The organism is Sutcliffiella sp. NPDC057660 (assembly GCF_042800035.1).
Taxonomy (GTDB): Bacteria; Bacillota; Bacilli; order Bacillales; family Bacillaceae_I; genus Sutcliffiella_A.
The window spans coordinates 110,122-136,640 of record NZ_JBHVHV010000008.1; the positions used below are offsets into that span (position 1 = coordinate 110,122).

25 protein-coding genes and 3 pseudogenes are annotated in these 26,519 nt (G+C 38.4%); 24 read left to right on the forward strand and 4 right to left on the reverse strand.

Going from position 1 to position 26,519, the window contains the following annotated elements; genetic code table 11:
- Positions 1-9 precede the first annotated feature (9 nt).
- Genes ACFVAD_RS10790 through ACFVAD_RS10800 form a run of 3 tightly spaced genes read left to right on the forward strand, consistent with a single transcriptional unit; the run spans position 10 to position 1,729 of the window.
- Positions 10-372, forward strand: coding sequence for a spore coat protein (locus ACFVAD_RS10790; RefSeq protein ID WP_386639366.1), 363 nt, complete (start codon positions 10-12; stop codon positions 370-372).
- A gap of 16 nt (positions 373-388) precedes the next feature.
- Positions 389-1,525 carry a zinc-dependent alcohol dehydrogenase gene (locus tag ACFVAD_RS10795; protein WP_386639369.1) on the forward strand — a complete coding sequence of 379 codons (1,137 nt, stop codon included), beginning with the start codon at positions 389-391 and terminating at the stop codon, positions 1,523-1,525.
- Between the two features lie 57 nt (positions 1,526-1,582).
- Entirely contained in the window at positions 1,583-1,729 is a 147-nt protein-coding gene (locus ACFVAD_RS10800; RefSeq protein ID WP_386639371.1) for a hypothetical protein, read from the forward strand.
- A 224-nt stretch (positions 1,730-1,953) separates the two neighbouring features.
- On the opposite strand, the gene ACFVAD_RS10805 is transcribed toward ACFVAD_RS10800, so the two are convergent.
- A complete protein-coding gene (locus ACFVAD_RS10805; protein WP_386639374.1) occupies positions 1,954-2,271 on the reverse strand; it encodes a hypothetical protein in 318 nt (105 codons plus the stop codon).
- 580 nt (positions 2,272-2,851) lie between these two features.
- Between ACFVAD_RS10805 and ACFVAD_RS10810 the strand changes: the two genes are divergently transcribed.
- The 13 genes and pseudogenes from ACFVAD_RS10810 (at position 2,852) to ACFVAD_RS10870 (ending at position 13,340) form a co-directional block, all read left to right on the forward strand.
- The gene (locus ACFVAD_RS10810) at positions 2,852-3,679 is read left to right on the forward strand and encodes a sugar phosphate isomerase/epimerase family protein (protein ID WP_386639377.1); all 828 of its coding nucleotides are present in this window, start codon (positions 2,852-2,854) and stop codon (positions 3,677-3,679) included.
- The gene (locus tag ACFVAD_RS10815) at positions 3,679-4,578 is read left to right on the forward strand and encodes a sugar phosphate isomerase/epimerase family protein (RefSeq protein WP_386639380.1); all 900 of its coding nucleotides are present in this window, start codon (positions 3,679-3,681) and stop codon (positions 4,576-4,578) included. The genes ACFVAD_RS10810 and ACFVAD_RS10815 overlap by 1 nt, the downstream gene beginning before the upstream one ends.
- Before the next feature lie 50 nt (positions 4,579-4,628).
- Entirely contained in the window at positions 4,629-5,531 is a 903-nt protein-coding gene (locus ACFVAD_RS10820) for a dihydrodipicolinate synthase family protein (RefSeq protein ID WP_386639382.1), read from the forward strand.
- A 39-nt stretch (positions 5,532-5,570) separates the two neighbouring features.
- Entirely contained in the window at positions 5,571-6,572 is a 1,002-nt protein-coding gene (gene dhaK / locus ACFVAD_RS10825; RefSeq protein ID WP_386639385.1) for a dihydroxyacetone kinase subunit DhaK, read from the forward strand.
- Positions 6,573-6,630: 58 nt separating this feature from the next.
- Positions 6,631-7,287: a dihydroxyacetone kinase subunit DhaL gene (gene dhaL, locus ACFVAD_RS10830; protein ID WP_386639388.1), complete on the forward strand. Its 657-nt coding sequence runs from the start codon at positions 6,631-6,633 to the stop codon at positions 7,285-7,287.
- Positions 7,288-7,653: 366 nt separating this feature from the next.
- A complete protein-coding gene (locus ACFVAD_RS10835; RefSeq protein WP_386639391.1) occupies positions 7,654-8,649 on the forward strand; it encodes a tripartite tricarboxylate transporter substrate binding protein in 996 nt (331 codons plus the stop codon).
- A 107-nt stretch (positions 8,650-8,756) separates the two neighbouring features.
- Complete coding sequence (locus tag ACFVAD_RS10840; protein ID WP_386639393.1) at positions 8,757-9,215, forward strand: tripartite tricarboxylate transporter TctB family protein; 459 nt, start codon at positions 8,757-8,759, stop codon at positions 9,213-9,215.
- A 15-nt stretch (positions 9,216-9,230) separates the two neighbouring features.
- Positions 9,231-10,739: a tripartite tricarboxylate transporter permease gene (locus tag ACFVAD_RS10845; protein WP_386639396.1), complete on the forward strand. Its 1,509-nt coding sequence runs from the start codon at positions 9,231-9,233 to the stop codon at positions 10,737-10,739.
- Between the two features lie 294 nt (positions 10,740-11,033).
- A complete protein-coding gene (locus ACFVAD_RS10850; protein ID WP_386639677.1) occupies positions 11,034-11,195 on the forward strand; it encodes a dihydroxyacetone kinase subunit DhaK in 162 nt (53 codons plus the stop codon).
- A 146-nt stretch (positions 11,196-11,341) separates the two neighbouring features.
- Positions 11,342-11,614 (forward strand): annotated as a pseudogene (locus ACFVAD_RS10855) (dihydroxyacetone kinase subunit DhaK); the annotation flags it as partial.
- Positions 11,615-11,691: 77 nt separating this feature from the next.
- Positions 11,692-11,895: pseudogene (locus ACFVAD_RS10860) on the forward strand (dihydroxyacetone kinase subunit DhaK); the annotation flags it as partial.
- A 15-nt stretch (positions 11,896-11,910) separates the two neighbouring features.
- Positions 11,911-12,570, forward strand: a complete 660-nt coding sequence (gene dhaL, locus ACFVAD_RS10865; RefSeq protein ID WP_386639399.1) for a dihydroxyacetone kinase subunit DhaL — start codon at positions 11,911-11,913, stop codon at positions 12,568-12,570.
- Positions 12,567-13,340 (forward strand): triose-phosphate isomerase, encoded by a 774-nt coding sequence (locus ACFVAD_RS10870; protein WP_386639402.1) that lies wholly within the window; start codon positions 12,567-12,569, stop codon positions 13,338-13,340. Before dhaL (ACFVAD_RS10865) ends, ACFVAD_RS10870 begins: the two co-directional genes overlap by 4 nt.
- Before the next feature lie 225 nt (positions 13,341-13,565).
- Here the strand turns inward: ACFVAD_RS10870 and ACFVAD_RS10875 are convergent, their stop codons facing one another.
- Positions 13,566-14,336 carry a DeoR/GlpR family DNA-binding transcription regulator gene (locus ACFVAD_RS10875; RefSeq protein ID WP_386639405.1) on the reverse strand — a complete coding sequence of 257 codons (771 nt, stop codon included), beginning with the start codon at positions 14,334-14,336 and terminating at the stop codon, positions 13,566-13,568.
- Positions 14,337-14,603: 267 nt separating this feature from the next.
- Here ACFVAD_RS10875 and rpiB point away from each other — a divergent pair, with 267 nt between their 5' ends.
- The 8 genes and pseudogenes from rpiB to helD all read left to right on the forward strand — a co-directional run bounded on the left by rpiB (position 14,604) and on the right by helD (position 25,331).
- The gene (rpiB, locus tag ACFVAD_RS10880) at positions 14,604-15,086 is read left to right on the forward strand and encodes a ribose 5-phosphate isomerase B (RefSeq protein ID WP_386639408.1); all 483 of its coding nucleotides are present in this window, start codon (positions 14,604-14,606) and stop codon (positions 15,084-15,086) included.
- A gap of 47 nt (positions 15,087-15,133) precedes the next feature.
- Positions 15,134-16,099 carry a class II fructose-bisphosphatase gene (gene glpX, locus ACFVAD_RS10885; protein WP_386639410.1) on the forward strand — a complete coding sequence of 322 codons (966 nt, stop codon included), beginning with the start codon at positions 15,134-15,136 and terminating at the stop codon, positions 16,097-16,099.
- A 138-nt stretch (positions 16,100-16,237) separates the two neighbouring features.
- Positions 16,238-18,244: a transketolase gene (gene tkt / locus ACFVAD_RS10890; RefSeq protein ID WP_386639413.1), complete on the forward strand. Its 2,007-nt coding sequence runs from the start codon at positions 16,238-16,240 to the stop codon at positions 18,242-18,244.
- A gap of 1,050 nt (positions 18,245-19,294) precedes the next feature.
- Positions 19,295-20,122 carry an electron transfer flavoprotein subunit beta/FixA family protein gene (locus ACFVAD_RS10895; RefSeq protein WP_386639416.1) on the forward strand — a complete coding sequence of 276 codons (828 nt, stop codon included), beginning with the start codon at positions 19,295-19,297 and terminating at the stop codon, positions 20,120-20,122.
- On the forward strand, positions 20,122-21,147 hold the full coding sequence (locus ACFVAD_RS10900; RefSeq protein ID WP_386639418.1) for an electron transfer flavoprotein subunit alpha/FixB family protein: 1,026 nt from the start codon (positions 20,122-20,124) through the stop codon (positions 21,145-21,147). Before ACFVAD_RS10895 ends, ACFVAD_RS10900 begins: the two co-directional genes overlap by 1 nt.
- Positions 21,140-22,435 (forward strand): FAD-dependent oxidoreductase, encoded by a 1,296-nt coding sequence (locus tag ACFVAD_RS10905; RefSeq protein WP_386639421.1) that lies wholly within the window; start codon positions 21,140-21,142, stop codon positions 22,433-22,435. Before ACFVAD_RS10900 ends, ACFVAD_RS10905 begins: the two co-directional genes overlap by 8 nt.
- Positions 22,435-22,731: a ferredoxin family protein gene (locus ACFVAD_RS10910; RefSeq protein ID WP_386639423.1), complete on the forward strand. Its 297-nt coding sequence runs from the start codon at positions 22,435-22,437 to the stop codon at positions 22,729-22,731. The genes ACFVAD_RS10905 and ACFVAD_RS10910 overlap by 1 nt, the downstream gene beginning before the upstream one ends.
- 258 nt (positions 22,732-22,989) lie before the next feature.
- A pseudogene (helD, locus tag ACFVAD_RS10915) lies at positions 22,990-25,331 on the forward strand (RNA polymerase recycling motor HelD).
- Positions 25,332-25,479: 148 nt separating this feature from the next.
- Here the strand turns inward: helD and ACFVAD_RS10920 are convergent.
- Both ACFVAD_RS10920 and ACFVAD_RS10925 read right to left on the reverse strand, forming a co-directional pair.
- Positions 25,480-25,818, reverse strand: coding sequence for a hypothetical protein (locus tag ACFVAD_RS10920; protein ID WP_386639426.1), 339 nt, complete (start codon positions 25,816-25,818; stop codon positions 25,480-25,482).
- 294 nt (positions 25,819-26,112) lie between these two features.
- Positions 26,113-26,439, reverse strand: a complete 327-nt coding sequence (locus ACFVAD_RS10925; protein ID WP_386639428.1) for a hypothetical protein — start codon at positions 26,437-26,439, stop codon at positions 26,113-26,115.
- Positions 26,440-26,519 lie beyond the last annotated feature (80 nt).

Consider the following 26,519-nt stretch of genomic DNA (forward strand, 5'->3'; position numbering starts at 1 on the left):
GTGAAAAAAATGGAAATGGATTATTTAGATCCCCAAGGTGCTGAACATATGCCAGAAATGGCAGACTCGGGCATTGCGTTGGAGTTTCTTCTGTCAGTTAAAACGGGCATTCATACATATGCCATTGCGTTAACTGAAACAGCAACCATGGAGTTAAGAGAGGCATTATACAGGCAAATGGAACTATCTATTGGTTTACACACCGAGATATCTGAATTGATGATCAGCAAGGGGTGGTTATATCCAAACGATGTTGGCAAGCAAGTTGAGTTGGATCTTAAATCTGCCGAAAATGCTCTAATGATTGCTGGGATGAACTTATTCCCGAATGATACGGATAGACTTGGAATGTTCGCAACGCCTAATAAATAAGGGAGGTTAGAGAAAAATGAAAGCTGTCACGTACCAGGGGAATAAAAATGTCCAGGTTAAAGAAGTAAAAGACCCAAAAATTAAAAATGGCGATGATATCATTGTAAAAATAACAACTTCTGCTATATGCGGATCCGATTTGCATTTGATTCATCAAATGATTCCCAATATGCCAACTGATTACGTAATAGGCCATGAACCGATGGGGGTAGTCGAAGAAGTAGGACCGGAAGTAACAAAAGTTAAAAAAGGGGATCGGGTAATTATTCCCTTTAATGTAAGCTGCGGGCATTGTTGGTACTGTAACAATGACATAACCAGCCAATGTGATAATTCAAACCCTCATGGTGAAATGGGCGGTTTCTTTGGATATTCAGAAACAACCGGTGGATTTGCTGGCGGACAAGCTGAATATTTGCGAGTTCCATATGGAAACTTTACTCCCTTTAAAATACCGGAGAATTGCGAAGTAGAAGATGAAAAGTTAGTATTACTAGCAGATGCTGCATCAACAGCTTATTGGAGTGTAGATCACTCTGGTGTCAAAGCTGGTGATACTGTCATCGTTTTAGGATGTGGTCCAGTAGGTCTCCTTGCTCAAAAATTTGCTTGGTTTAAAGGTGCTGAGCGTGTTATTGCGGTCGATTACCTCAAATACCGGCTTGAGCATGCGAAACGGACCAATAAAGTGGAGACTGTAAATTTCGAAGAACATGAAAACGTTGGCGAATATTTAAGAGAAATAACACAAGGTGGAGCAGATATCGTTATTGATTGTTCAGGTATGAGCGGCAAGATGACGCCACTTGAATATCTTGCATCTGGAATGAAGCTTCATGGCGGTGCGATGGGCGGTATTGTCATTGCGTCACAGGCTGTACGCAAAGCTGGAACCATTCAAATTACCGGTGTTTATGGGGGACGTTATAATGGTTTCCCGTTAGGAGACATTTTCCAAAGAAATGTTGACATTAAAACGGGTCAGGCCCCAGTAATTCCGTATATGCCTTTTCTTTATAATCTTATATCTGAAGGAAAGGTTGATATTGGTGATGTAATTACACATGTTCTTCCATTAGACCAGGCAAAGCATGGATACGAAGTTTTTGACACAAGGACCGATAATTGTATAAAAGTCATTCTAAAACCTTGAATTGAATAAATCCAATATGAATTCCTATATATTCTTTTAGAAGTGGAGGTTGTTATTTTGAATAACAAGGACTCAATATTAGGGATAGCAGTTTTTGGCATACTATTAACAACTATCTACACCGCAATACTTGCATCACAATTAATGGCCACAAAACATAAGGTTGATTACCTTTATTTCAAAAATAAATTTACAGAAAGATAAAACAATTACTTAAGGCGGTGAGCATCCATCGTCTTTTTTTGAATTAATGATTACTAAATTAAATAATTATTTTGGTTAAAGGTGTTGTTAAAAATCATTTCCAATTTTTAAATCGACTTACTTAAACCTAGAAATGTTGCCAGAAAGCCCATATATCAACAGATAGAGACCAAAAAATAATTTCACTATTTATTGGAATATTTTTTTGCATTTTTTGTTTTATGCTACAGATAACAGATCCCGTTAGGTATTCCTTCTCTTTTTTTACTCCTCCCCAAATCCGCTGAAAGGTTTTTAGTAGTTGGACGACCAGTACTTGCTTTGCCTCTTCTTTCGGATTGAAAACCAACTTCACCAAACTGTTTAAAAGTCTTCCGCCAACGTTGTAATGATCTTTTCGGTTGATCCTTCCCTAAAACATCTAAATCAAATCTATTTTCAATAAAGATTTGAGTAGGTGTCTTTCCAACATTATATTCCTGTACAGCCTTAAGTTTAAAGGAAGCAGTATTAGTAATAGATCTATCGGAAGCCTGAACCACATTAAGGTTTTTCTCAAGCTCTTTAATTTGGTATTCTGTAAAATGATTTCTAATAATGAATGATTACTCCGTTAAATTTATTTAATTATAAACGGGTTAACTAGTTATAGACATAGAAAAACCCGAATAAGGGGCACTTTTTTATAAGTGTCCCTTATTCGGGTAGTTCATATAAGTAGACTCTTTTTATATTCTGGATAACCTTAACCCATAGAATTTTGTGATTTCAGGAAAATATATTTCACTATTAGTAATTATTTTCGAACGAATATTCTAAAATTACTTTTTATAAAGGTTAACACTTATTTTTTTATTTACTTTCGTTTTAGTTTAATATACCTCTTTTAAGACTTGAAATAGTTTAAAATCAATAACAACATTGACAAATCGAAAATAAATGATAATATATTATTTAAGCATCCTGAAAACGATTACAAATAACTATAGAGAATTTTTTGAAAAATGAGAGTAATCTATATTTAGTGATAATGATTTGATACCTATAGAATAATAGTTTTACATACTTAATACAAATTTTTGCAAAATGGATGCACAAATAATATTACTAGGAGGTATAAAGATGGCGATTGATTTTGGCTGTCAAGGCTCTACCTGGGTGTTGGATTATGACATAGAAGCAGATATTATGGATAAAATTATGGATGATGTACAAAGAGGCGGATTTACAGGGCTTGATATGCAAATCTCTCTATTAGGAAGATATCGAAATGAACCTGAAAGATTTAAGGAAGAATTAGATAAAAGAGGACTTAAGTTAGCTGCTCTAACTATACCTCACGCATTTCCAGGGGGAGAAGCATCTGAAGAAGAAAAGGAACTTGAGGAATACTTCTTTAAGTATTTAAAACACTTCCCAAGTGCTATCATGAATGTTCCATCTAGAATTGGGTCTAATCGTGACAATCTTTACCAAAGGCAGAAAGAGATTATAAAAGGTGCGAATGAACTCGGAAAGCGTGCACTTGAGAACGGTATTATCACATCGTTACATCCAATTTCCTATAAAACTTCTTATTGGAGATTTAAGGAAGACTACGAAGTGTTATTTAATGGATTGGATCCAAGATACATGGGCTACACTCCGGATGTTGGTCACATAGCATTCGGTGGGATGGATGCAGTAGAGATATTCAAAGAGGCATTACCATTAATTAAGCATGTTCATTTTAAAGACGCCTCTATAGATTTTAAATGGATGAAAATGGGCGAGGGAGATATTGATTTTAATAAATGTGTTCAGATTCTACATGATAATGGTTATGATGGCTGGGTTATTGTGGAAGAAGAAACACCTGAAGCACAATTGGACACGAGTAACACAATCGTGGAGATTGGTGAATATGTAAAGAAAAACTTACACCCGATTGTAAAAGGAGTGTTTAAATAATGACTGCTAACTTTCTCCCTTCTTTATTATTTCCAGAAGTCTTCCATCCATTTAAAAGGGAAAAAGACTTTGCTGTTGACGTGCTTGAAAGATTAGTGATAGAGGATTTTTATAGATCTATAGAACTAGGTGACGGTTTTAATAAAAATGAAAGAAAAAAAATTGCTGATATCACAGAAAAAAATGGAATTGAAGTTACACAGTGGCTAACGTTTTTACTAGAGGAGAATAACTTAGATGTCTCAATCATAGACAATTCTCTAAGATTAGAAACAGTTAGGCAAATAAAAAATAGCTTATATTTAGCTGCGGAAATCGGAGCGAAAAATATCGCGATAGTTACTGGTAATACACCTGGGAATGAACGCTGGGCTGAAGGTATTGAATGCCTCTATGAAAGCCTATGCGAGATAGCTGAGGCGGCGAATGAATACAATATGAATCTATTAGTTGAACCATTGGATCGTTTTTCCCATAAGAAAAGAATTATTGGAACTACAGAGGAAACTGTTGCATTGTTATCGAGGGTGAAGGAAAAAAATAAAAATGTTGGAATAGCATTTGACACTGCACATGCAGCGCTTAATGGAGAAAATATCCTTGAGGCATTAGAAATAGGAAAAGACCTAATTCATCAAATACATTTTTCAAATGCAGTTTTAGATTCTCAGAGTGAAATGTATGGCGATTTTCATATGGAAATTGGTGAACCTGGCTTTCTTACTCCAAAAAGAATTGCTACTATTCTCCAAAAAGCCATTGAGCTAGGTATTCAACAGGAAAATGGTTTACGTGTTGCAATGGAGGTACGTGGTAAAGGGGATAAGAATACTTGCTTTAAAAATGAAGCGACCCTAAGAGGTATTTTAACTGACGTTTTAGGAGTAGGTACAGTTTAATAGGTTAACAGTAACAGAATACTTATTTATATTCGAGGGGAGTAAAATCGTTGAATAAATATTTTCATGGCATCATTCCGCCAGTTTCAATTATTTTTGATCAAAATGGAGAATTAGATCGACAAGGCACGGCAAAAGTCATTGATTATTTGATTGAAGAAAAGGTTGATGGGTTGTTCTTCCTTGGGAGTGGTGGTGAATTCTCACAATTATCTACGGAACAACGCATCGAGGTCGCAGAATTTACAACAAAATATGTTTCGAAGAGAGTGCCAGTTTTAATCGGTACAGGTAGTTCTAGTACTAATGAAACAATTTTATTAAGTAAACATGCAGAAGAAATCGGTGCAGATGGTATCGTTGTTATTAATCCATACTTCTGGTCATTAACGGAGGAAAATCTATTAAAGCATTTTGGCGATATTGCTGAATCTGTAAAGCTACCTATACTGCTTTATAATTTCCCTAATTTAACTGGTCAGGACCTATCACCATCACTTGTTTTAAAGTTGGTTGAGAGACACGAGAATATAGTAGGCATAAAGGAAACAATTGATTCTATTGAACACATACATTCAATGATTACAATTGTTAAAACTAAATTTCCATCCTTTACTGTATTTGCAGGATTTGATAACCATTTATTTAATACGTTAAGTCTTGGAGGGGACGGTGCAATTTGTGCAAGTATAAACTTTGCTCCACAAGTAGCACTAGGATTATACGATGCATTTATGAAGAATGATTTGGAGTTAGCTGTAAAACTTAATAAACAAATTTCAACTTTTCCAAAGTTGTACAAACTAGATTCTCCATTTATTGGAGTGGTGAAGGAAGCAATGAACATGATAGGTTTGAATATTTCAACGAATGTTTTGCCTCCAGCACGAGTACTTAATGATGAGAAAAAAGATGCACTAAACGAGATATTGAAGGAAGCAGGTATTATATAAAAATACTAAATCCGTACTATTAGAAATGGAGCGATATAAATGAAAAAGCTTATTAATAATCCTAAAAATGTCGTTGAAGAAATGATAGACGGGTATGTAAAAGCCCATCCAAACTATATTAAAAGATTAGAAGAGCATGACCGTGCACTGGTTTCGACGAAGACTAAAGAAGATGGAAAGGTTGCAATCTTAGTTGGTGGTGGCTCTGGTCATGAGCCTGCTTTTATGGGATATGTTGGTCAAGGTATGGCTGATGGTGTGGCTGTAGGGAATATCTTCGCATCTCCACCTCCAGCACCTATCCTAGAAGTAACAAAAGCTATTAATAAAGGTGCTGGTGTAGTTTATCTATATGGTAATTATGCCGGTGATGTTATGAACTTCGGAATGGCAGCAGAATTAGCAGAAATGGAAGATATAAAAGTTGAAATGGTTCTTGCTTCAGACGATGTGGCTTCTGCTCCAAAAGAAGAAAAAGAAAAAAGACGAGGAATTGCAGGGGAATTTTTTGTTTATAAAATGGCAGGAGCGGCTGCTGAATTAGGATACAAGTTGGAAGAAGTTGCAAATATTGCAAGAAGGACTAATGATGTAACACGTTCTATGGGAGTTGGACTAAGTCCATGTTCATTGCCACAAACAGGAGAGCCAAGTTTTGAAATAGGTGAAGATGAAATGGAAATTGGGTTAGGCCACCATGGAGAGCCAGGAATTAGAAAAACAAAGATTGATATTGCAGATAATGTAGCCGATCAATTATTAGCACCTATTTTTGAAGATATGCCATTAACAGATGGAGACGAAGTTGCAGTTTTAGTTAATGGTTTAGGGTCTACTCCTCGGATGGAACTATACATTATGTTTAGGAGAGTGGAGCAGGTACTAAAAGAAAAGGGAATTAATATTCATCGTTCATATGTAGGCGATTACATTACGTCACTTGAAATGGGTGGATGTTCAATTACTCTTACCAAGCTAGATGATGAAATGAAGAAATTGATTGATCACCCTGTTGATTGTCCAATGTTTGTTCAAAGATAAATATTGCACCACAAAGAGACAATTTTATCCATTAAATCTATGATAAGGAATGATGATAATGAATTTCACAGCAACAGATTTGATAAATTATATGAAGCAAGTAGTTGAAGTTGTAGAAAAAGAAAAAGACTACCTTTGTGAATTGGACCGTAAGCTCGGGGATGGAGACCACGGTGTAACAATGTCTATCGGTTGGCAAGCGATTAATGACCAGTTAAACAATCAATTAGCAGAAGAAATTGACTGCGGAAAAATTAGTACAACTGTTGGGATGACATTTTTAAATGCAGTTGGTTCATCTGTTGGACCACTGTATGCAACTGGTTTTATGAGAGCAGGGCAAGTGGTAAAGGGGAAATCCGCATTGACGAATGATGATCTTATCGATTATTGGATTGCCTTTGTTAACGGTGTAAGAGATCGTGGTAAGGCAAAAGTAGGAGATAAAACCATTCTAGATACATTAATTCCATTCGGTGATGTATTAGTAAAGGAAACACCACTAACGAAAGAATTTGTCAAAGTATTTACTGAAGCTGTACAAGCTGGTGAAGAAGGAATGAAATCAACGAAGGATCTCATTTCTAAAATTGGCCGTTCTAGTAGATTAGGTGAGAGATCAATCGGTGCTCAAGATCCAGGAGCGACATCAGCTTATTTCATCTTATCAACTTTCCTAAGCTTTGTTGAATCGAAAGAAGAAGAGTTAGTTTAATAGGAAATTTAGTAATAGAAAAAAATCTTCAGGTGAATTATCTATGATCTTTCTCATCACTAGGATTCCCTTTTATTTTATTTATTTATCGCATTTACTTTCGAATGAAATAGAATTTTTGACTATTTAAAAATATTTAAAAATAAATTCAATAAAAATATTGAATAAACAAAAATATATAATATACTTTATTTAAAGGTTTATAAATTATCGAGTCAAATGTAAGGGGTTTCAACACTTTTGCTTTTTTTGGTAAACCTCTAAGTACTGTGCATAGAACAAACTGAATGCAAGTAGACGACACTTAGAGAAAATAAATAAAAAAGTGAAAGTGAAATTAGAAAACTTTAAGGGGGAAATGAAATTATGAAGAAAAAGTTTCTATTTTTACTTATGGCGATCGCGTTTGTAGTTGCGGGGTGTAGTACTACGAAGGGGACTGAAGGTGAAGTAAAAAGTGACGGTGACAAAAAGGTAGATTTTCCTACGAAACAAGTTAGTCTAATAGTTCCATATTCTGCAGGTGGAGGAACGGATGCAGTATCTAGAGCAATTGCTACTTCAGCTGAAAAACACTTAGGGCAGTCAATCGGTGTAATTAATAAAACCGGTGGTGGCGGTGCTGTTGGTATGACTGAAGGGGCTAACTCTAAGGCTGATGGATATACTATTACAATGCTTACGGTTGAAGTAACAATGTTGCCGCATTTGGGATTAACTACAACAACACATGAGAATTTTAAGCCAATTGCACAATTTAATTTTGACCCATCTTCTATTGTTGTGCCTGCTGATGCTCCGTATGACACTATTGAAGAATTTTTAGCTTATGCGAAGGAAAACCCAGGTAAAGTAAGAATCGGTAATGGTGGTACAGGTGCAACAGGACATTTATCTGCAATGGCAATGGAGAAAGCAACTGAAACAGAATTTAACCATGTACCATTCGATGGTAGTGCTCCAGCAGTAACTGCCCTTCTAGGTGGTCACATTGAAGCGGCTTCTGTCCAACCACCTGAAGTATTATCACAAGTAAATGCTGGAGAATTAAAAGTTCTAGCGATTATGTCAAATGATCGTTTAGAGACATTACCTGATTCACCTACCTTCCAAGAAGTGGGATACGATGTTGGCGAAATTGGAGTTTGGAGAGGTGTTGCAGTACCAAAGGATACCCCAGACGAAGTTGTATCTGTATTAACTGATGCTTTTACAAAGGCAGCTGAAGAAGAAGAGTTTAAAGAATTTATGAAAAATAATGGTTTAGGAATTGTTTTAAGAGATTCAGCTGACTTTAAACGATTAATGGTTAATAGCCATGAAATTTATGAAGAACTTATTTCTAGCTTAGACTTAGAATAGTACTAGTTTGAGAGAAGAGTGGGATTTAGAAACCCTTCTCTTCTCTCCTTTTATAAAAATATTACTACAATGATTTATCATCGAATAGTCTACAAGGATGTGATATCTTGAGGAACGAAAAAATAATTGGAAGTGTACTTTTTCTTATTATTGCTGGTCTCTTCTTTGTCATAAGCCTTGATTTCCCTTCAGTGGGACATCCAGCAGATGTGGGTCCAGGTTTTATGCCGAAAATGTACTCTGGTATACTAACTTTACTTTCAATAATCCTATTAATCCAGGGAATAAGAGAAATTAGAAATAAGCAAACTGTAACCCAAACAATATATGAGAATTTCGGTTTAGTTTTAGGCATAATGGCTCTTTCAATAATCTATATCTTTTTAATTCCATATCTAGGTTTTTATATTGTTTCCGCAATCTTCATAATTCTTTTCTTATTGTTAAGTCGCGTAAAAAAAGTTATTACGATCATTCTTGTTTCAGTAGGAACAAATTTATTTGTATTTTTATTCTTCGAAAAAATGTTACTAGTTCCTGTTCCGGTTGGAAGTTTATTTTTATAACGTCGAGGTGAAAATATGGAATTAATACAAGCACTACCTAATATATTGGATTTCAGAATCCTAATTGTATTAATCTTAGGTGTAGCTGTTGGGATATCAATAGGGTCGCTACCAGGGTTAACGGCAACAATGGGGGTTGCGCTTATACTTCCAATGACCTTTGGTATGGATCCAGTAGTCGGTATATTATTATTAGTTGGTGTCTATTTTGGTGCAATCTATGGTGGTTCCATTGCAGCAATTTTGCTTAACACACCAGGTACTCCATCTTCTGCTGCAACTGCTCTTGACGGATACCCATTGGCAAAAAAAGGTCAAGCATTAAAAGCGTTAACCGTTTCAACAATATCATCAGCAATTGGGGGTGTGCTAAGTGTTGTTATCTTAATCCTCATCGCACCAAAGTTGGCGCAATTCGCTCTCAAATTTAGTGCCCCAGAATCATTTGCCTTAGCGATTTTTGGACTGTCAATTATTTCGGGAATTGCTGGTAAATATCCAATTAAAGGTTTTATTATGGGTTTCCTTGGACTACTCATTGCATCGATAGGAATGGATCCCGTAGGTGGTTTTCCGAGATTTAACTTTGGCTCAACTAACCTAATGGGTGGTGTTGATTTCATTGTAATTATGATTGGTTTGTTTGCTGCATCAGAAGCATTTCAAACTATTGAAGATTCGTTTAAAAGTGGAGAGGTTCTAAGAATTAAAGACAAAGCAAAACTCAAATGGTATGAATTTAAATCTTTAATCGTTACTATTTTACGTTCCACTGGGATTGGTACATTCATTGGTATGATTCCTGGAGCTGGTGGAGATATTTCATGTTTTGTTGCATACGGTGAGGCTAAAAGATTTGCAAAAAAAGACGAAAAATTTGGTGAAGGAGAACTTAAAGGGGTTGCTGCATCTGAGGCTGCTAACAATGCTACAACTGGTGGTGCTATGATTCCTTTGCTAACGTTAGGGATTCCGGGTGATGCTGTAACTGCTGTAATGCTTGGGGCATTAATGGTACAAGGATTACAACCTGGCCCTTTACTATTTGCGGAAAATGCTACCCTTGTATATACATTGTTCATAGGAATGATTTTGGCAAATCTACTAATATTAATAATTGGATTACCAGCTATTAGACTTTTTGTAAAGGTTCTTAGTATTCCTAAAATATACATAGCTGCTATTATATTAATCCTTTGTGTTGTTGGTTCATTTGCACTTGGAAATAATATGTTTGATGTATGGGTAATGTTGATTGCAGGGTTGATCGGTTATTTCTTAAAAAAGCATGATTATCCACCATCACCATTAATTTTAGCATTAATTTTAGGACCTATGATGGAATCAAATTTAAGAAGGAGTCTAGTAATAGCTGATGGTGATTGGACTGTTTTTGTTACTAGACCAATATCTGCAATTTTAATAGCTTTAGCATTTCTTACATTGTTTACTCCTTTATTTCAAAAATACATTTCAAAACGGAAATATCACTTAGCAGAAATAGATGAAAACAAAGCTACTTAAATGGCGTGAATTTTAAATACTTAAATTATATTAAGAAGGGGGTGTACTTAAGGTTATTTATAACCAAAGTCACCCTCTATTTTATTCCTTGAACAACTAAAATGATAAATTGACAGTATTAAAACGAAAAAATAAATAAAAAAATATCATCATTTAATATACTTTTATATTAGGGGGCACAGAAATGAAAAAGATAATCAACAATCCTAGAAATGTAGTTCAGGAAGCAATAGAAGGGTGCATGTATGCATATAACGATTTATTAACTAAAGAGTAGAAAATATAAACGGAATCATTCGTAAAGATATCAAGGATAAGGTTGTGATTGTTACAGGTGGTGGAAGTGGACATGAACCATTATTCCTTGGCTTTATAGGAGAAGGTCTTGTCGATGGGGTTGCTACTGGAACTGTGTTCGCAGCACCGACCCCAAACACAGTTCAAGACGTCGCTTAAGCAGTAGATCAAGGAAAAGGGGTTCTATTCGTATAAGGAAATTACGCAGGTGATGCTCTTTTCGTTATGGCAACCATTAGATTTTGAAGATATTCAAACAAGAACTGTGTTAGTAGCTGATGATGTAGCATCAGTCCCAGAAGAGAAAGTCTGACCGTAAAAGTATTGCTGGTGACGTTTTTGTCATTAAAATTACATGTGCTGCTTCAAAAAAAGGCTGGTCATTAGATGATGTAACTCGAGCAACTCAAAAGGCAGCAGACCAAATACTTTCCATAGATGTAGCAACTTCACCAGGCTCTATTCCTGGAGAAACTGAACCGCCATATGTATTAGGTGATGATGAGATTGAGCTAGGAATCGGAATTCATAGCGAACCAAGTATGAAACGTACAAAATTATGCCAGCTGACCAGCTAACTGATGTATTACTCGGAAAATTAATAGAAGTTAAAATCGAAGCAGGAGACGAACTAGCTATATAAGTAAACAGTTTAGGTTCTACTACAATATTAGAACTATTGATTGTGAATCAAAGAGTTGCCCAAGTATTAGAAGAAAAGGGAATTACTATCTACGACATGGATGTAAATAGCTATAGCGTAACGCAAGAGATGGGTGGTTTCTCTATTACATTCTTAAAAGAGTTATATAATGCTCCTGCAAGCTCACAATATAACAACAAAGTCGAAAAAAATTAAAGGGGGAGTTAGATAATGTCGACACAAATAGTAAACAATCTAAATGATAGTCAAGTAAAGGATATGTTTTTATTCGTAGGAGAAAAAGTCATAGAAAGTAAACCTTTTTTAACAAAGATTGATAGCGCTATCGAAGACGGCGATCATGGGATTGGAATGTCAGTAGGATTCCCAAAGGCTAAGGAAAATTTAAAAGCGAATGAATTTACAACGGTGAATGATGTTTTTAATACAATTGGTATGTCGATGATCTCTACAATGGGTGGAGCATCAGGTGTTATACTCGGAACAATGTTTGTTGGTGGAATTAAGGGACTAGACCATAAGGAAGCTCTTGACTTACCATTATTAGCTGAGATCTTTGAAAAGGCAATAGTAGCAAGCAAACAACGTAGCAAGGCTGAACTTGGAGACAAAACAAATATCGATGCATTTATGCCTGTAGTCCAAGCACTAAAGGAAAGTGCAACAGCAAATTATAGCTTAGTAGAAGGACGCCGAAAAACAGAAAGTGCAGTTCTTAATGGTGTGGAAGCTTCAAAGGGTTATGTTGCAATGTTTGGCCGTATTAGATTGTTAGATGAAAGAGCTATTGGACATAAGGATGCTGCTGCTACAACTGTTTCATTTATCTTCAAAGCAATGAAGGACTGGGTAGAAGGGCGAGGACAATGAGTAAGATTTGGGTAGGAACCAATTGGAAAATGACTAAAACAATTGCTGAAGGCATTTCCTATACAAAGGAACTAAAGCAAATTGCAAATAAACTCACTTCTGATATTGAATTGTTCATTATTCCCTCCCACACAGCACTAGTCGATATTAAGAAGGAAGTAAGTAACTCTAGAATTAAAATAGGTGCACAAAACATGCACTGGGAAGATACAGGAGCCTATACAGGCGAAATCTCTCCCAAGATGCTTAATGAAATTGGGTTAGATCTAGTTGAATTGGGCCATTCTGAACGAAGACAATATTCTAATGAGAATGATACTGATATTAACAAAAAGGTAGTTGCTGCGTTAAAGTATGGAATGCAACCTTTAGTTTGTATTGGAGAAAACATTCAGCAGAAAAATAACGGGATCTCTCTAGAGGTACTTGCTGCTCAACTAAAGGTATGTTTAAAAGGTCTCACAGAAGTACAGGCACAACAGGTTCTAATCGCGTATGAACCTGTTTGGGCAATCGGTGAAAATGGAATGCCTGCAGACGCTAAGTATGTAGGTGAAATTCATTCCTTCTTACGTGGGATAATAGTTGAACTGTTTCCGGAGGTTGGTAATGATATTCCATTGCTATACGGAGGAAGTGTCAACTTAGAGAATTTCTTAGAATACATAGATCATCAGGATGTTAATGGATTGTTCGTAGGAAGAACTGCTTGGAATATGGAAACTTTTACTGTTATTCTTCATGAGCTTGAGAAACATTTATACCAGTAAGATACAACAAAAAGGATACTCACAACGAGTATCCTTTCAGACTGTTGACTACCGCTCACATACGGCGTTGTTTGCTTCTTTCGTCGCTCATGAAGGCAACTGCTATTCGCGTTTTCGCTCGACTGTGCGCCTAGTATGACAAGTGGTTTCAAGACTGTCTGGGATAATAATTTAATCAAGTATTCTCCAAAAAAGGATACTTAGGGAGAGTATCTTTTTTTTGGATTATATTATGTTTATATTTCGTGTTGTTAGTTCCTTTTTGAATTCTGTATCCAACTCTTTATCACAAACAATTGTATCGAGTTGGTCACAAGTAGCGAAGGTAGCGATAGAGCTTGTTCCTATTTTTGAATGATCTAATAATGCAACAATTTTATCTGCCTTATCGGCCATTACCTTTTTTAATTCAACTTCATACACATTAAAATCCGTTAGGCCTTCTTCAATCGAAAATCCTCTAGCAGATGTAAACATGGTATCAATATTTATTTTATTTAATATATTTGTTCCTAATAAACCTTCAAGCGCCATTGAGCCCATTCTTGCCATACCGCCAACTAGAATAACATTAACTCCGGGATTCTCCTTCAATTCAATCGCTGCTGAAATTCCATTCGTTACGACAGTGATATTTAAAGTAGACTCTCTAATTAATCTAGCTAGTGAAAGTGCTGTTGTGCTAGCATCGAGCAAAATACAGTCCTTTTGATTGATGAGATTGATTGCTTTATGGGCAATGATATTTTTGGAATCTGGGTTTCTTTTTTCGCGCTCTGAAAAGCTGACCTTGGCATTGGTTAAGTCTTCATTTAACACTGCCCCACCATGCGTACGGGTCAATAACCCCTCTTCTTCTAATACATTTAAATCTGTTCGCAAAGTAGCCTCGGAAACGTTTACATCCCGTGCCAAATCCTTAACGGTTACTCTCTTTTTTTCCTCGAGTAAGTTTAATATTAATTGTCTTCTTTCAGTAGCAAATAATTTATTCATCTATATCCCTCATTTTGATTGAAAATAAAAGTAAAAAATAATTAAAAGCAAAATTATTTAAATTCCCTATGTATTATACTAATTCAAGTTTAATCAATATTAGAGTAGAAGGCAAGGGGTTATTTACGTAAGTAATTATATATTAATAACTAACAAAACAATAATAAACGAAAATAAATGTTGAAAAAAGAAAATAAATATAATAGAATAATAGTATAATATTAATGAAATATGACTTAATGTGAAAAAGCGAAAGGGGAAATGAAAGTGAAAATTGGTATTGGATGCGACAACAATGCTTTTGATTTAAAAGAAATCGTAAAAAGTTATGTTAAGGAACTTGGCCATGAGGTAGAAGACTATGGCTGTTTTTCAAAGGATGCAGTAGATTATCCAGATGTTGCATTTAAAGTTGCTGCTGGTGTGAGCAATGGTGAAGTTACACGAGGTATTTTACTTTGTGGAACTGGCATTGGAATGTGTATTGCTGCCAATAAATATCCAGGAATCCGTGCCGCGCTTACTCATGATGTTTATTCAGCTGAAAGAGCACAATTAAGTAATGACGCCCAGATAATTACGATTGGTTCTCAAATTTTGGGATCGGAAGTTACGAAAAAGGTTGTTGCCGCATACCTGAATGCTCAATGGGCAGGTGGCTCTCAACGTAAAGTTGATAAAATTGTCGATAAAGAGAAGGAATTTTTCTCTGAAATTAGTAAAGAAATTTCTGCGAATTCTTGCAACTAATTGACTTGAGGTTAAACAATGACGCACTTAATAAGGAGTGACTTCCAATGAATCAATTAATCTATGATTTTTTGCGAGTAACAGAATCAGCCGCAATTGCTTCGCTACCTTGGATTGGAACCGGTAACAAAATAGAAGCCGATAGAGCTGCCACAAATTCAATGAGATTTATGCTGAATCAAATTGAAATGGATGGTGTTGTGGTAATTGGGGAAGGCGAGATTGATGAAGCACCCATGCTATATATTGGTGAAAAGGTAGGAACAGGAACTGGGAAACGGATTGATATAGCCGTAGATCCGATAGATGGAACAACATCCACATCGAAAGGCCAAAATGATGCCATCGCTGTTATTGCAGGAGCTCCGAAAGGGACATTACTTCATGCACCAGACATGTACATGGAGAAAATTGCAACAGGACCAAAGGCAGCCGGGAAAATTGATATTAACGCATCCTTTGAACAAAATTTGTATGCGGTTGCAAATGCTACTGGGAAAGAAATACATGAGCTAACAGTGGTTATTCAAGATCGGGAAAGACACCAAGATTGGATTGAGACAGTAAGAAGCTTTGGTGCCAAAACATATTTGTTTGAAGATGGGGATGTCATTCCGGCAATTTCAACTTGTATCGAATCAACTCAAATTGATTTATTTATCGGAATTGGAGGTGCTCCTGAGGGTGTGCTGGCAGCAGTAGGAGTAAAAAGCCTTGGTGGTGACATGCAAGCACGACTTCTTCCAAGAACAGATGAGGAGCGTAATCGCTGTAAAAGTATGGGAATTAATGATGTAAACAAAGGATTACTACTAGAGCAATTAGTAGCGACCGATGATTGCGCATTTGTAGCAACGGGTATTACAAGTAATATGTTACTAAACGGGATTAAGCGAGATCAGAATAAATTCACAACTCATTCCATTATGATTAATGGAAATGATCGAAATTTACGCTGTACAGAAACGGTACATGTGATAAATGATGTTAGATATCATACCGTTGTAGTTTAACAATGTAAGGACGTCTAAATCAAATTACTAGAAAAAATAAAAAGTTATCAACACGATAGATGCTAGTTAAATAATAAAAGTGAAGAGCAATTGATTGTTTTCAGTTGCTCTTGTTTTATGCGTACAGGAGGAGAAAAAATGGTGCAAGCAGTATCGGTGGAACAATTATCTGTAAATGCAATTCGTACGTTATCAATTGATATGATTGAACAAGCAAACTCAGGTCACCCAGGGCTCCCAATGGGGGCCGCTCCAATGGCATATGTGCTATGGACAGACTTTTTAAAGCATAACCCGAAAAATTCAAGATGGTTTGATCGTGATCGTTTCGTGTTATCTGCTGGTCATGGTTCAGCCCTCTTATATAGTCTTTTACATCTCTCTGGCTACAATGTAACCATTGAAGACTTGAAAAACTTCCGTCAACTCGGTTCTAAGACACCTGGACATCCAGAGGTTCACCATACAGATGGAGTTGAAGCAACGACCGGCCCACTTGGTCAAGGAATTGCCATGTCTGTTGGTATGGCAATGGCAGAACGCTTTTTAGCTACAAAATACAACAAAGAAAACTTCCCGATCATTGATCATCATACCTACTCACTTGTTGGAGATGGAGACTTAATGGAGGGAATTTCTCACGAAGCTGCATCCTTAGCAGGTCATCTGAAACTAGGAAAATTAGTTGTTTTATATGATTCGAATGATATTTCCTTAGATGGGGATCTAGACCGTTCATATTCAGATAACACGGCGGAACGTTTTAACGCTTATGGCTGGCAGGTATTACGAGTTGATGACGGGAATGATTTAGAAGCAATTCGCAAAGCTATCCAAGGAGCGAAAGAAAACACAAGCCAACCAACATTAATTGAAATAAAAACAGTTATCGGCTATGGCTCACCGAATAAAGCTGGTTCCTCGGATGCTCATGGTTCGCCACTTGGGAAAGAAGAAATACAGCTTGCAAAACAAACATATCAATGGGACTACGAGGATTTTGTTATTCCAGAGGAAGTATATCATGATTTCAGTAAAAAAATTGTTGATATTGGGAAATTGGCTGAAGATGCCTGGAATACTCTATTCACGAAATATAAAGAGGTTTATTCTAAGAAAGCTGTTGAGTTAGAAACTGCAATAAATGGTGAATTACCATCAGGGTGGTTGCAAGGTATTCCTGAATTCACACCGGGAGAAGATACACTTGCATCTCGTGCCTCTTCTGGAAAAGTGCTAAATGAGATTGCAAAGTCAGTTCCATTTTTTATTGGTGGAAGTGCAGACTTAGCTGGTTCCAATAAAACAACAATCACTAGCGAAGATGATTTTACTCCAGGTAATTATGCAGGAAGAAACATTTGGTTTGGTGTACGTGAATTTGCAATGGGAGCAGCCTTAAATGGAATGGCACTTCACGGCGGTGTAAAAGTGTATGGCGGGACATTCTTCGTATTCAGTGATTATTTAAAACCTGCAATCCGCTTATCAGCACTCATGAATACACCTGTCACCTATGTACTTACACATGATTCAATCGCGGTAGGTGAAGATGGGCCAACACATGAACCAGTTGAACAACTTGCAGGGTTACGTTCGATTCCTAATCTTTCAGTAATCCGTCCTGCAGACGGAAATGAAGTGCAAGCAGCATGGCGATTAGCCATTGAAAGTAAGAATCAACCAACTGCTCTAGTACTGACAAGACAAAACCTTCCGACATTAGAGGGAACAAAAGAGACCGCTTATGAAGGGGTAAAAGCAGGAGCCTATGTAGTAAGTAAAGGTGATAAAGAAGTTCCAGATGCACTTCTTCTTGCTACGGGATCTGAGGTACAACTTGCCTTTCGTGCCCAAGCGCATTTAAAAGAAAAAGGCATTGACGTGAATGTAATCAGCATGCCATCCTGGGATCGTTTTGAAAAACAGGACGAAACTTATAAGGGAAGCGTACTCCCTAAAAATGTGAAGGCAAGGGTTGCAATTGAAATGGCTTCTTCTCTCGGGTGGCACAAATATGTGGGAGAAAACGGTATTGTTTTAGCAGTTGATACATTCGGTGCGTCAGGTAATGGGGACAAACTGATCGAAGAATACGGCTTTACCGTTGAAAATGTGGTCAAACAAGTAGAGAAACTTTTGTAAAAATAAAAGGTTTCAAAGTCACACAATGTTGCTGGCTTTTTTTTGCCTAAGTAAAGTGAAAGAGAACAGCCGAACTAGCGAATTCTATTCGTAAGTAGAAAATTTAGCTAAATTTCCATACAACCAATATAAAATACGTATAAAAATCCGGTTTAATAGAGACCGACTAATTACTATGTAAATGTTTGATCAAGAAATGGCGCAATCCAGCAATATGGTTTGTGTCCATTTTTTTCTTTGAGAAGCCTGACTTCTGGAAAAGGTGATTATAATGTAACTCAAACTTTGAAATACTTGTTATTAAAGGAAAGTGTAGGATTGTTAAAGGTTGAAGATAGACCATTTCTTATTTAGGGGAGTGTTTTATGTTTGTAGTAAATGTAGAAGATGCAATTCACTGCTAGGCTTTACCATTTATGGAACCATTTTGAAAATCTAATAATTGACGATATTTTATCAAAAAATTTTGTAGATAAAAGCACAAATACAATTATCGTTGGAACAACTTTATTAGGAATTGATTAATTGGAGTATTAATGCGAGCTCTTGATTAATTTAGTAGTTTGATTGATCAGCTAAAGGAAACTATAACGGAATGTGGCAAAACCAAAGCAGGAGTTAATCCTGTTTTTTTCATTTCCTTTATCTCTTTTACTGGTGAATTTTTGTTAGTAAATTTGGATATGAAAATGCAGTTTTTTTGCAGACTTACAGAAATTTTTGTAAGTCTGTATTTCTCTTTCCAAAATGAACTACAAACAAACCTAGAAATATTGCCAGAAAGCCCATATATCAACTGATCGAGACCAAAAAAATTTCACTTTTTGTTGGTCTATTTTTTTGCATTTTTTGTTTTATGCTACAGATAACAGATCTCGTTAGGTATTCCTTCTCTTTTTTTACTCCACCCCAAACCAATTCTTCCTCCAATTCTATAAAAACTGGAATGATATCCACCCCTTGTCCATATATATGAATAATAATGGGACAGTTATCTACTTATACATCATGAAAAATAGTGAAATAGGTGAGGACTAGGAGGGGAAAGGATTGTTTCATATTGTCGCATGTATCAAGCAGGTGCCGGATACGAAGGTCATCAAGATGAATCCAAAAACAAATACGATGGACCGCGCCAGTGCACCGGCCATTTTAAATCCATATGATGCACATGCCGTGGAGGAGGCAGTACGCCTCAAAAATAAATATGGTGGAACGGTGTCCGTAGTAACGATGGGCCCGCCGCCAGCTGTGAAAGCGATCAGAAAATGCATCGAAATCGGTGCGGATGAGGGGTATATGATTTCTGACCGGGCATTTGCCGGGGCCGACACACTGGCAACAAGCTATGCCTTGACAAAAGCGATTGACAAAATAAGCGAAATAATGCCTGTAGATCTGATCATATGCGGAAAAATGACGATCGATGGGGATACCGGACAGGTCGGGCCTGGGATTGCTAGACGGTTGGATATCCCCCCATTGACTTCTGTTAAAAAGATAGTGGAAATCAATAAGGGAGAAGGGTTCATGGTGGTTCAGCGGAAGCTCGAGGATGGATATGAGGTGGTGCAAACCACATTGCCGTGCCTGTTATCAGTGGAAAAAGAGATCAACGAGGTCCCATACTCATCGTTTCCCAATATGCTTAAGGCTGCCAGGTACAATCCGCAAATCTGGTCTGTCAATGATCTGGCTGATATCGACCGTACTCAGCTTGGTCTTAAAGGGTCCCCAACCATTGTAGCAAAGGTATGGGCCCCGCCTAAGCCTGAGGGCGGTAAGCTGATTGAAGGGGAACCACAAGATCAGGTAAAGCAAATTCTTTCTATTGTTTTGGAAAAGAAAGAGCTGTTTGCAGAAAAGAGGGGATCCTAGTGAGTTTTGAAGATTACCGGGGCGTATGGGTTTTTATTGAAGAAAAGGAAGGGGAAATAGCTCCCGTTTCCCTTGAGCTGCTTGGGGCAGGGAAGAAGCTTGCAGACAAGAGGGGGGTAGAACTTGCTGGTGTAATCATTGGAGACAATGTGAAGGACTTGGCTTCAACTATTTTTGAATATGGCGCAGATACCGTCTATGTATACGATCAGCCGATTTTCAAGCTATATCGCACTGAATCCTTTATGAAAGCGCTCCTTCACTGCAGCGAAAAATATAAGCCTGAGATCATCCTTTATGGAGCCACCTCCACAGGAAAGGATTTGGCGAGTGCAGTAGCGACAGATCTCCCTACTGGCTTGACAGCCGACACAACAGAGCTTGATGTAGAAGAGGACACAGGTCTTCTTTTGGCGAGTAGACCAGCTTTTGGCGGAAATATCATGGCAACCATTCTCTGCAAAAAGTACAGACCGCAGATGGCGACGGTGCGTCCGAAGGTGATGAAGGCCCTCTCCCCGGAAGCAGGAAGAACAGGAACCCTGATAGAGGAGCATATCGACCTTAAAGAAGAGGATATAAGAACGAAAGTGTTGGAGATTGTCAGAGAAACCAGCAAAAAAGTAAGGATTGATGAAGCTGATATCGTCATTGCTGGAGGAAAGGGACTAGGAAGTGCGGAAGGATTCAAGCTGATTCACGAACTGGCAGACACGCTCGGTGGAGTCGTCGGGGCAAGCCGCGATGTTGTCGAGGCGGGCTGGGTCGGGCATCACCATCAGGTGGGGCAGACGGGAGTAACCGTGACACCGAAAATCTATTTTGCCATTGGGATATCAGGGGCCATCCAGCATATCGTGGGGATGAAAAATGCGGGACTCATTATTGCTATAAACAAAGATCCTGAGGCAGCAATTTTCCAATCGTGCCATTACGGAATTGTAGGGGATGCATTTGAAATCATTCCATTGCTGGTTCAGGAATTCAAAAAAGAGCTGGCCGGAGAGGAGGTAAATCATGTCTGAGAAGTTTGATTGTATCGTAGTCGGTGCAGGACCAGCGGGAATATCCTGTGCCTTTGAACTGGCCAAGGGCGGAGCAAAAGTTTTGCTGCTGGAGCGAGGAGAATATCCAGGTTCGAAGAATGTAATGGGTGGTGTCCTTTACCGGAAGATGATGGAGGATATCATCCCCGAATTCCATAAGGAGGCCCCGTTGGAGCGCCCGGTCGTGGAACAGCGATTTATGATGATGGATAAAGAGTCTGCTGTGACAGTCGGTTACAAGGGTCTGGAGTGGGCACAGGAGCCCTACAACAACTTTACGGTTCTCCGGGCAAAGTTTGATCAATGGTTTGCGGGAAAGGCAGTCGAGCAGGGGGCCCTGCTTGTCAATGAAACGGTAGTACTGGAATGCATCGTCGAGGATGGCAAGGTAATTGGTGTCAGAACCGATCGTCCAGACGGGGAGGTCTATGCCGATGTGGTGGTGCTCGCGGATGGCGTCAACTCCCTTTTGGGTAAATCCCTGGGCTTCCATAAAGAGTACCGGCCGGATGAAGTGGCACTCGCTACCATGGAAATCATCAAGCTGGACAGCAAAACCATCGAGGAACGTTTTAACCTGGAAAAAAACCAAGGCTGTACCATTGAACTATTCGGCGATGCAACGAAAGGCATTCTTGGTACCGGTTTTCTCTACACAAACAAAGATACTTTAAGTATTGGTGTTGGGACACTTCTTTCCGGGCTGATTGAGCATAAAATAAGACCATATGAGCTGTTGGAATATGTCAAAAACCATCCGATGGTAAGACCATACCTCGCTGGTGGGGAGCCTGTGGAATATCTGGCACATCTCATTCCGGAGGGCGGTCTCAAATCGATGGGCAGGATCGTAGGGAATGGAGTGGTCGTGGTAGGCGACGCGGCACAGCTCGTCAATGCCATTCACCGTGAAGGTTCCAATCTTGCGATGACTTCCGGAAGGCTTGCTGCTGAAACAATCCTTGCAGCGAAAGAGCAGGGGGATTTCTCAGAGAGCATCCTGGACCAATACCGGGTCAACCTGATGAAGAGTTTTGTCGGGCAGGATATGAAGAAATACAAGGATTCAACACATCACTTCAATAAGTTTCCTCAGTATTTCGACCAATATATTCCGATGGTGAACCGGGCAGCAAGCCAGATGTTTACGGTTGATGGGAAATCCAAGTGGGAAAAACAGAAGAAAATCTGGAAAGACTTAGGCTCACCGAAAGAAAAACTCAAATTGGCTCGAGACGCCTATCGAGCGTGGAAGGTGATGAAGTAATGACGGAACAGAAGAAATGTCAGACTATCGAAGAGAAGCAGTATCTTGTACGTTTCAATGCAGACACCAAATCACATCTCCATGTTTTGGATGAGGACATTTGTTTGACCAAATGTCCGGACAAATTATGTACCATTTTTTGCCCTGCGGAAATATATAAATGGGAGCAGATCAGAATGCATGTCGGGTACGAAGGATGCCATGAGTGTGGCAGCTGCCGGATCGGATGTCCGCATCAAAATATCAAGTGGGAATATCCAAAGGGCGGTCATGGCATTGTTTTCAGACTTGCCTAGAAGAATGAAGAGCCTATCAAACCGATAGGCTTCTTTTTATTATAGGAACTCGAAGTCGTCTCACATAAAAATAGCCAAACACCTCTGCGTATTTGGCTAGCTACTAATTAGACATTGATAAACATGTAATCTTGTGGTAAATTTATATAGATATGCATTGTTTATTTAAAAATATAATATATTATCCCTATTTTAATTATACAATGCAATCAAGGTGTAAGTCAACTCTTTTACTAATTTTTTTAAGGAGTGTTTGCCGTGAATTCAGAACTTCAACGGGAGCAGAACGAGTAGACAGTGTGATGGAGACAATCTCTGAGGAAATCACCGGTTTGGAAGAGGAAACTGCCAGGCGTCGGAACGAAGTGGTTCATATCCGGAGACACTTTTGGGATGAAGTCAAGGTGAATACGGATAGCTTTGATGATTACCTTGAGACGATTATCGGCTTGCGTCAAGAGGCTCAAGCTCTGTCGGTAAGCCAAAGCACCCATAGGCATGCAGCCAAGCGACTATCCACCCTTCGCCGAATGCAGGAGAATCCCTATTTTGGTCGGATAGACTTTATCGAAGAAGGGAATTCAACTCAGGAACAAATCTATATTGGTATCTCCTCGCTCAGTGATTCTAGTGGAGAAGATTCTCTGATCTACGACTGGAGGGCTCCTGTCTCGAGTGTCTACTACGATTATCAGCCAGGTTCGGCCACGTACGCAACACCCGGAGGCAGAGTCCGGGGAATATTGGAGAAAAAGTGGCAATATCTTATCCGCGGCGGTGTCCTAGAGTCCATGTTCGATACGAGTCTCACCATTGGAGACGAGATTTTACAGAAGGTTCTCGGCAAAGGTACAGACAAGCAGATGCACAATATAGTAGCTACCATTCAACAGGAGCAGAACCAGATCATCCGTCATGACCAAGGGAGGCTGCTCATTGTCCATGGTGCAGCAGGTAGTGGCAAGACGTCAGCCGCCCTCCAAAGGATTGCTTATTTGCTCTACAAATATCGAGATTGCCTGAATGCTGATCAAATCATTCTTTTTTCACCAAATTCCATGTTCAGCAGTTACGTGTCCAATGTACTTCCAGAGCTTGGTGAAGAGAATATGCAGCAGGTCACATTCCAGGAATACTTGGATCATAGTCTGAGTAAAGAGTTTATAGTTGAAAATCCCTACGAGCAACTGGAATACGTTTTAACTGCTGTGAATACTCTTTCGTACAGGTCAAGGCTTGCGAGTATCCGCTTTAAAGCATCTACCCGTTTCGTTGAGGCGATCCAATCATATAGACAGTCCTTGGAATTATCAGGAATGCTATTTAAGGATATTACCTTCAAAGGGCAACCAATCATTACTGGCCAACAAATATCAGTAAGGTTCTATAGCCATGACACTTCACTCCGTTTCCATAATAGACTGGAAAAATTGAAGGGTTGGTTAATCAAGAAAATAAGTGAGGTCCAAAAGGTCGAATGGTCAAAGCCTTGGGTACAAGAGGAGATCGAGCTGCTAAGCAACGATGATTACCATAAGGCACATAAGTACTTAGCGGAAAAACGGGGCTTTGAAAGAGAATCGATTGGCGACTATGAAATGGAGCCAGAAGCACTAGCCCGGTTGATTGTTCACCAAAAATTGAAGCCGGTTCGTAAACGAGTCCGAGCTTTTCGTTTTATCGACTTTAAGGGGTTATACAAGCAACTTTTTGCTGATCAACTGCAGATCGAGCTTTGGATGGAAGGGGAGACACCAGTAGAATGGGCTGATATATGCGAGGCTACATTGGAAAAGCTGAATGAAGATAAACTTTTTTATGAAGATGCTACTCCGTTTCTCCTATTGAAAGAGCTGATTCAAGGTTTTCAGACGAACAGCTCGATCAAACATATAGTTGTTGATGAAGCTCAAGATTATTCCCCGTTTCAATTTGAATTTCTGAAGCGGTTGTTTCCTGCAGCAAGGATGACAGTGCTCGGCGACTTTAACCAGGCAATATTTGCCCATGCCAGTGAAGAGGTAAATTTCAACACACTTACCAGCCTTTATGGACCAGATAAAACGGAGATAATCAATATTGCTCGGAGTTACCGTTCCACCAAACCGATCATTGAGTTCACCCGAAGACTTGTTCCGAATGGAGAAGGGATTATTCCTTTTGAAAGAGATGGTGAACCACCTGCCCTTAAACAATTAGCCGATCACGAAGAACTGCAGGGTTGCGTCGCCTCCAAAGTTGCAGATTTGCGAAGACTGGGGTTTGATAGTATTGCGATCATATGCAAATCTGCTGAGGAAAGTTTACATGCATATCAATCTCTTTCCAGCATCGATGAAATTAAACTCCTAAAAAGCAATTCGATTGCGTATGAACAAGGCGTGGTTGTCGTACCGTCGTATTTATCCAAGGGCATCGAATTCGATGCAGTTATTATTTATGATGCATCGGAGCGTGTATATGGTGATGAGAGCCTGCGGAGAGTTTTCTACACCGCCTGCACCAGAGCGATGCATCAATTGCAGCTTTACAGTGTAGGGAAACCGAGCCCATTTTTACGAAACGTAATACAGGAAGGTTTCATCAAAAAAGAGAAATAAATTTTACTGATCAATTGGGAAATTAAATGTAACGTAAGGGACTTACGAAGCGGAGATGCACTTTGAGAGGGGTATGTATATCACTTTCTTTGTACACTGTTTCACATATACTTTCAAAAAGAAAAACAGAGATGTTTTTCTTTTTTTGTCACCCTGCGATGGTAAACAACTGCCCATCTTTCGCAATTTTTTCGACTTCCGTGATGTAGTCCAGTGCTTCATCGATGGAGAGGAAGAATGAGGAGACATATAATGGATATTTGTAATCAAATCCGCCATTCAGTTCTGCCGGAAAGACTACTATCTGCCAATGGTAGAAATCTTCGCCGAGATTCATCTCTTTTCCTTCCAACGCAATCAACCAATGACTGAAATGATCACATGATTCGATATCTGTCACTTTCTCCAAAAAAATCAGCAGGTCGTCATTCTTGATTGGTACAAGAGATTTAGGATAAAATTCACCGAAATTCGGCATATCTCTCATGAACATCGCTCCTTCTTTGTAGATAAAAGATAAGTATTAGTTGTATTAATATATGTAAGTGCTAACAAAATATTTTGTATTTTCGGAAAATAATTTCTTGTTTTGCACAAGAAAAAAGCCGCACCAATGAATGCGACTTTCTCCACCTATCCTTATTTTGAATGGAAATATTCAGTAAATGCCTTGACAACCTCGATACCCTGAAATGCAAATAGACTGAGGGAAGTAAGGGAGAAAAAACAAATTGCAATAATGCGGACCCACATCATGATAACTCCTCCTTTTATTTGTCGGTTAAAAGGTGAGATCTTTCATGAATTGGTCCATAAAGTTCCCCTGGTGAAATACTGTGACAAGATGATGGAGAAAGGAAGGCAGTTGCTCTTTTGCACCTGTAATATTTGTTGCAATCGTCTGATATCCGGCAATTGCAAATGGATGGTCATTCATCCAAGTATGGTTTTTATCCGAACTTTCATCAGCATTCATATTGTCCAGGTCCAAAAAGAAGGAATCCTTCACCAAAGAGAGAATTGTATTGGGGGAAGGATGACTGGATAGATGAAACGTGGTGGAAGCTATGAAAATAGCAATGATAATGATATATTTTGTCAGTTTCATCTACCCACTCCTTCGTCAAAAATTTATTATTCCTATCATAAAGCAAGATCTACACAGTTTAAAGAACTATTTTTATCCAT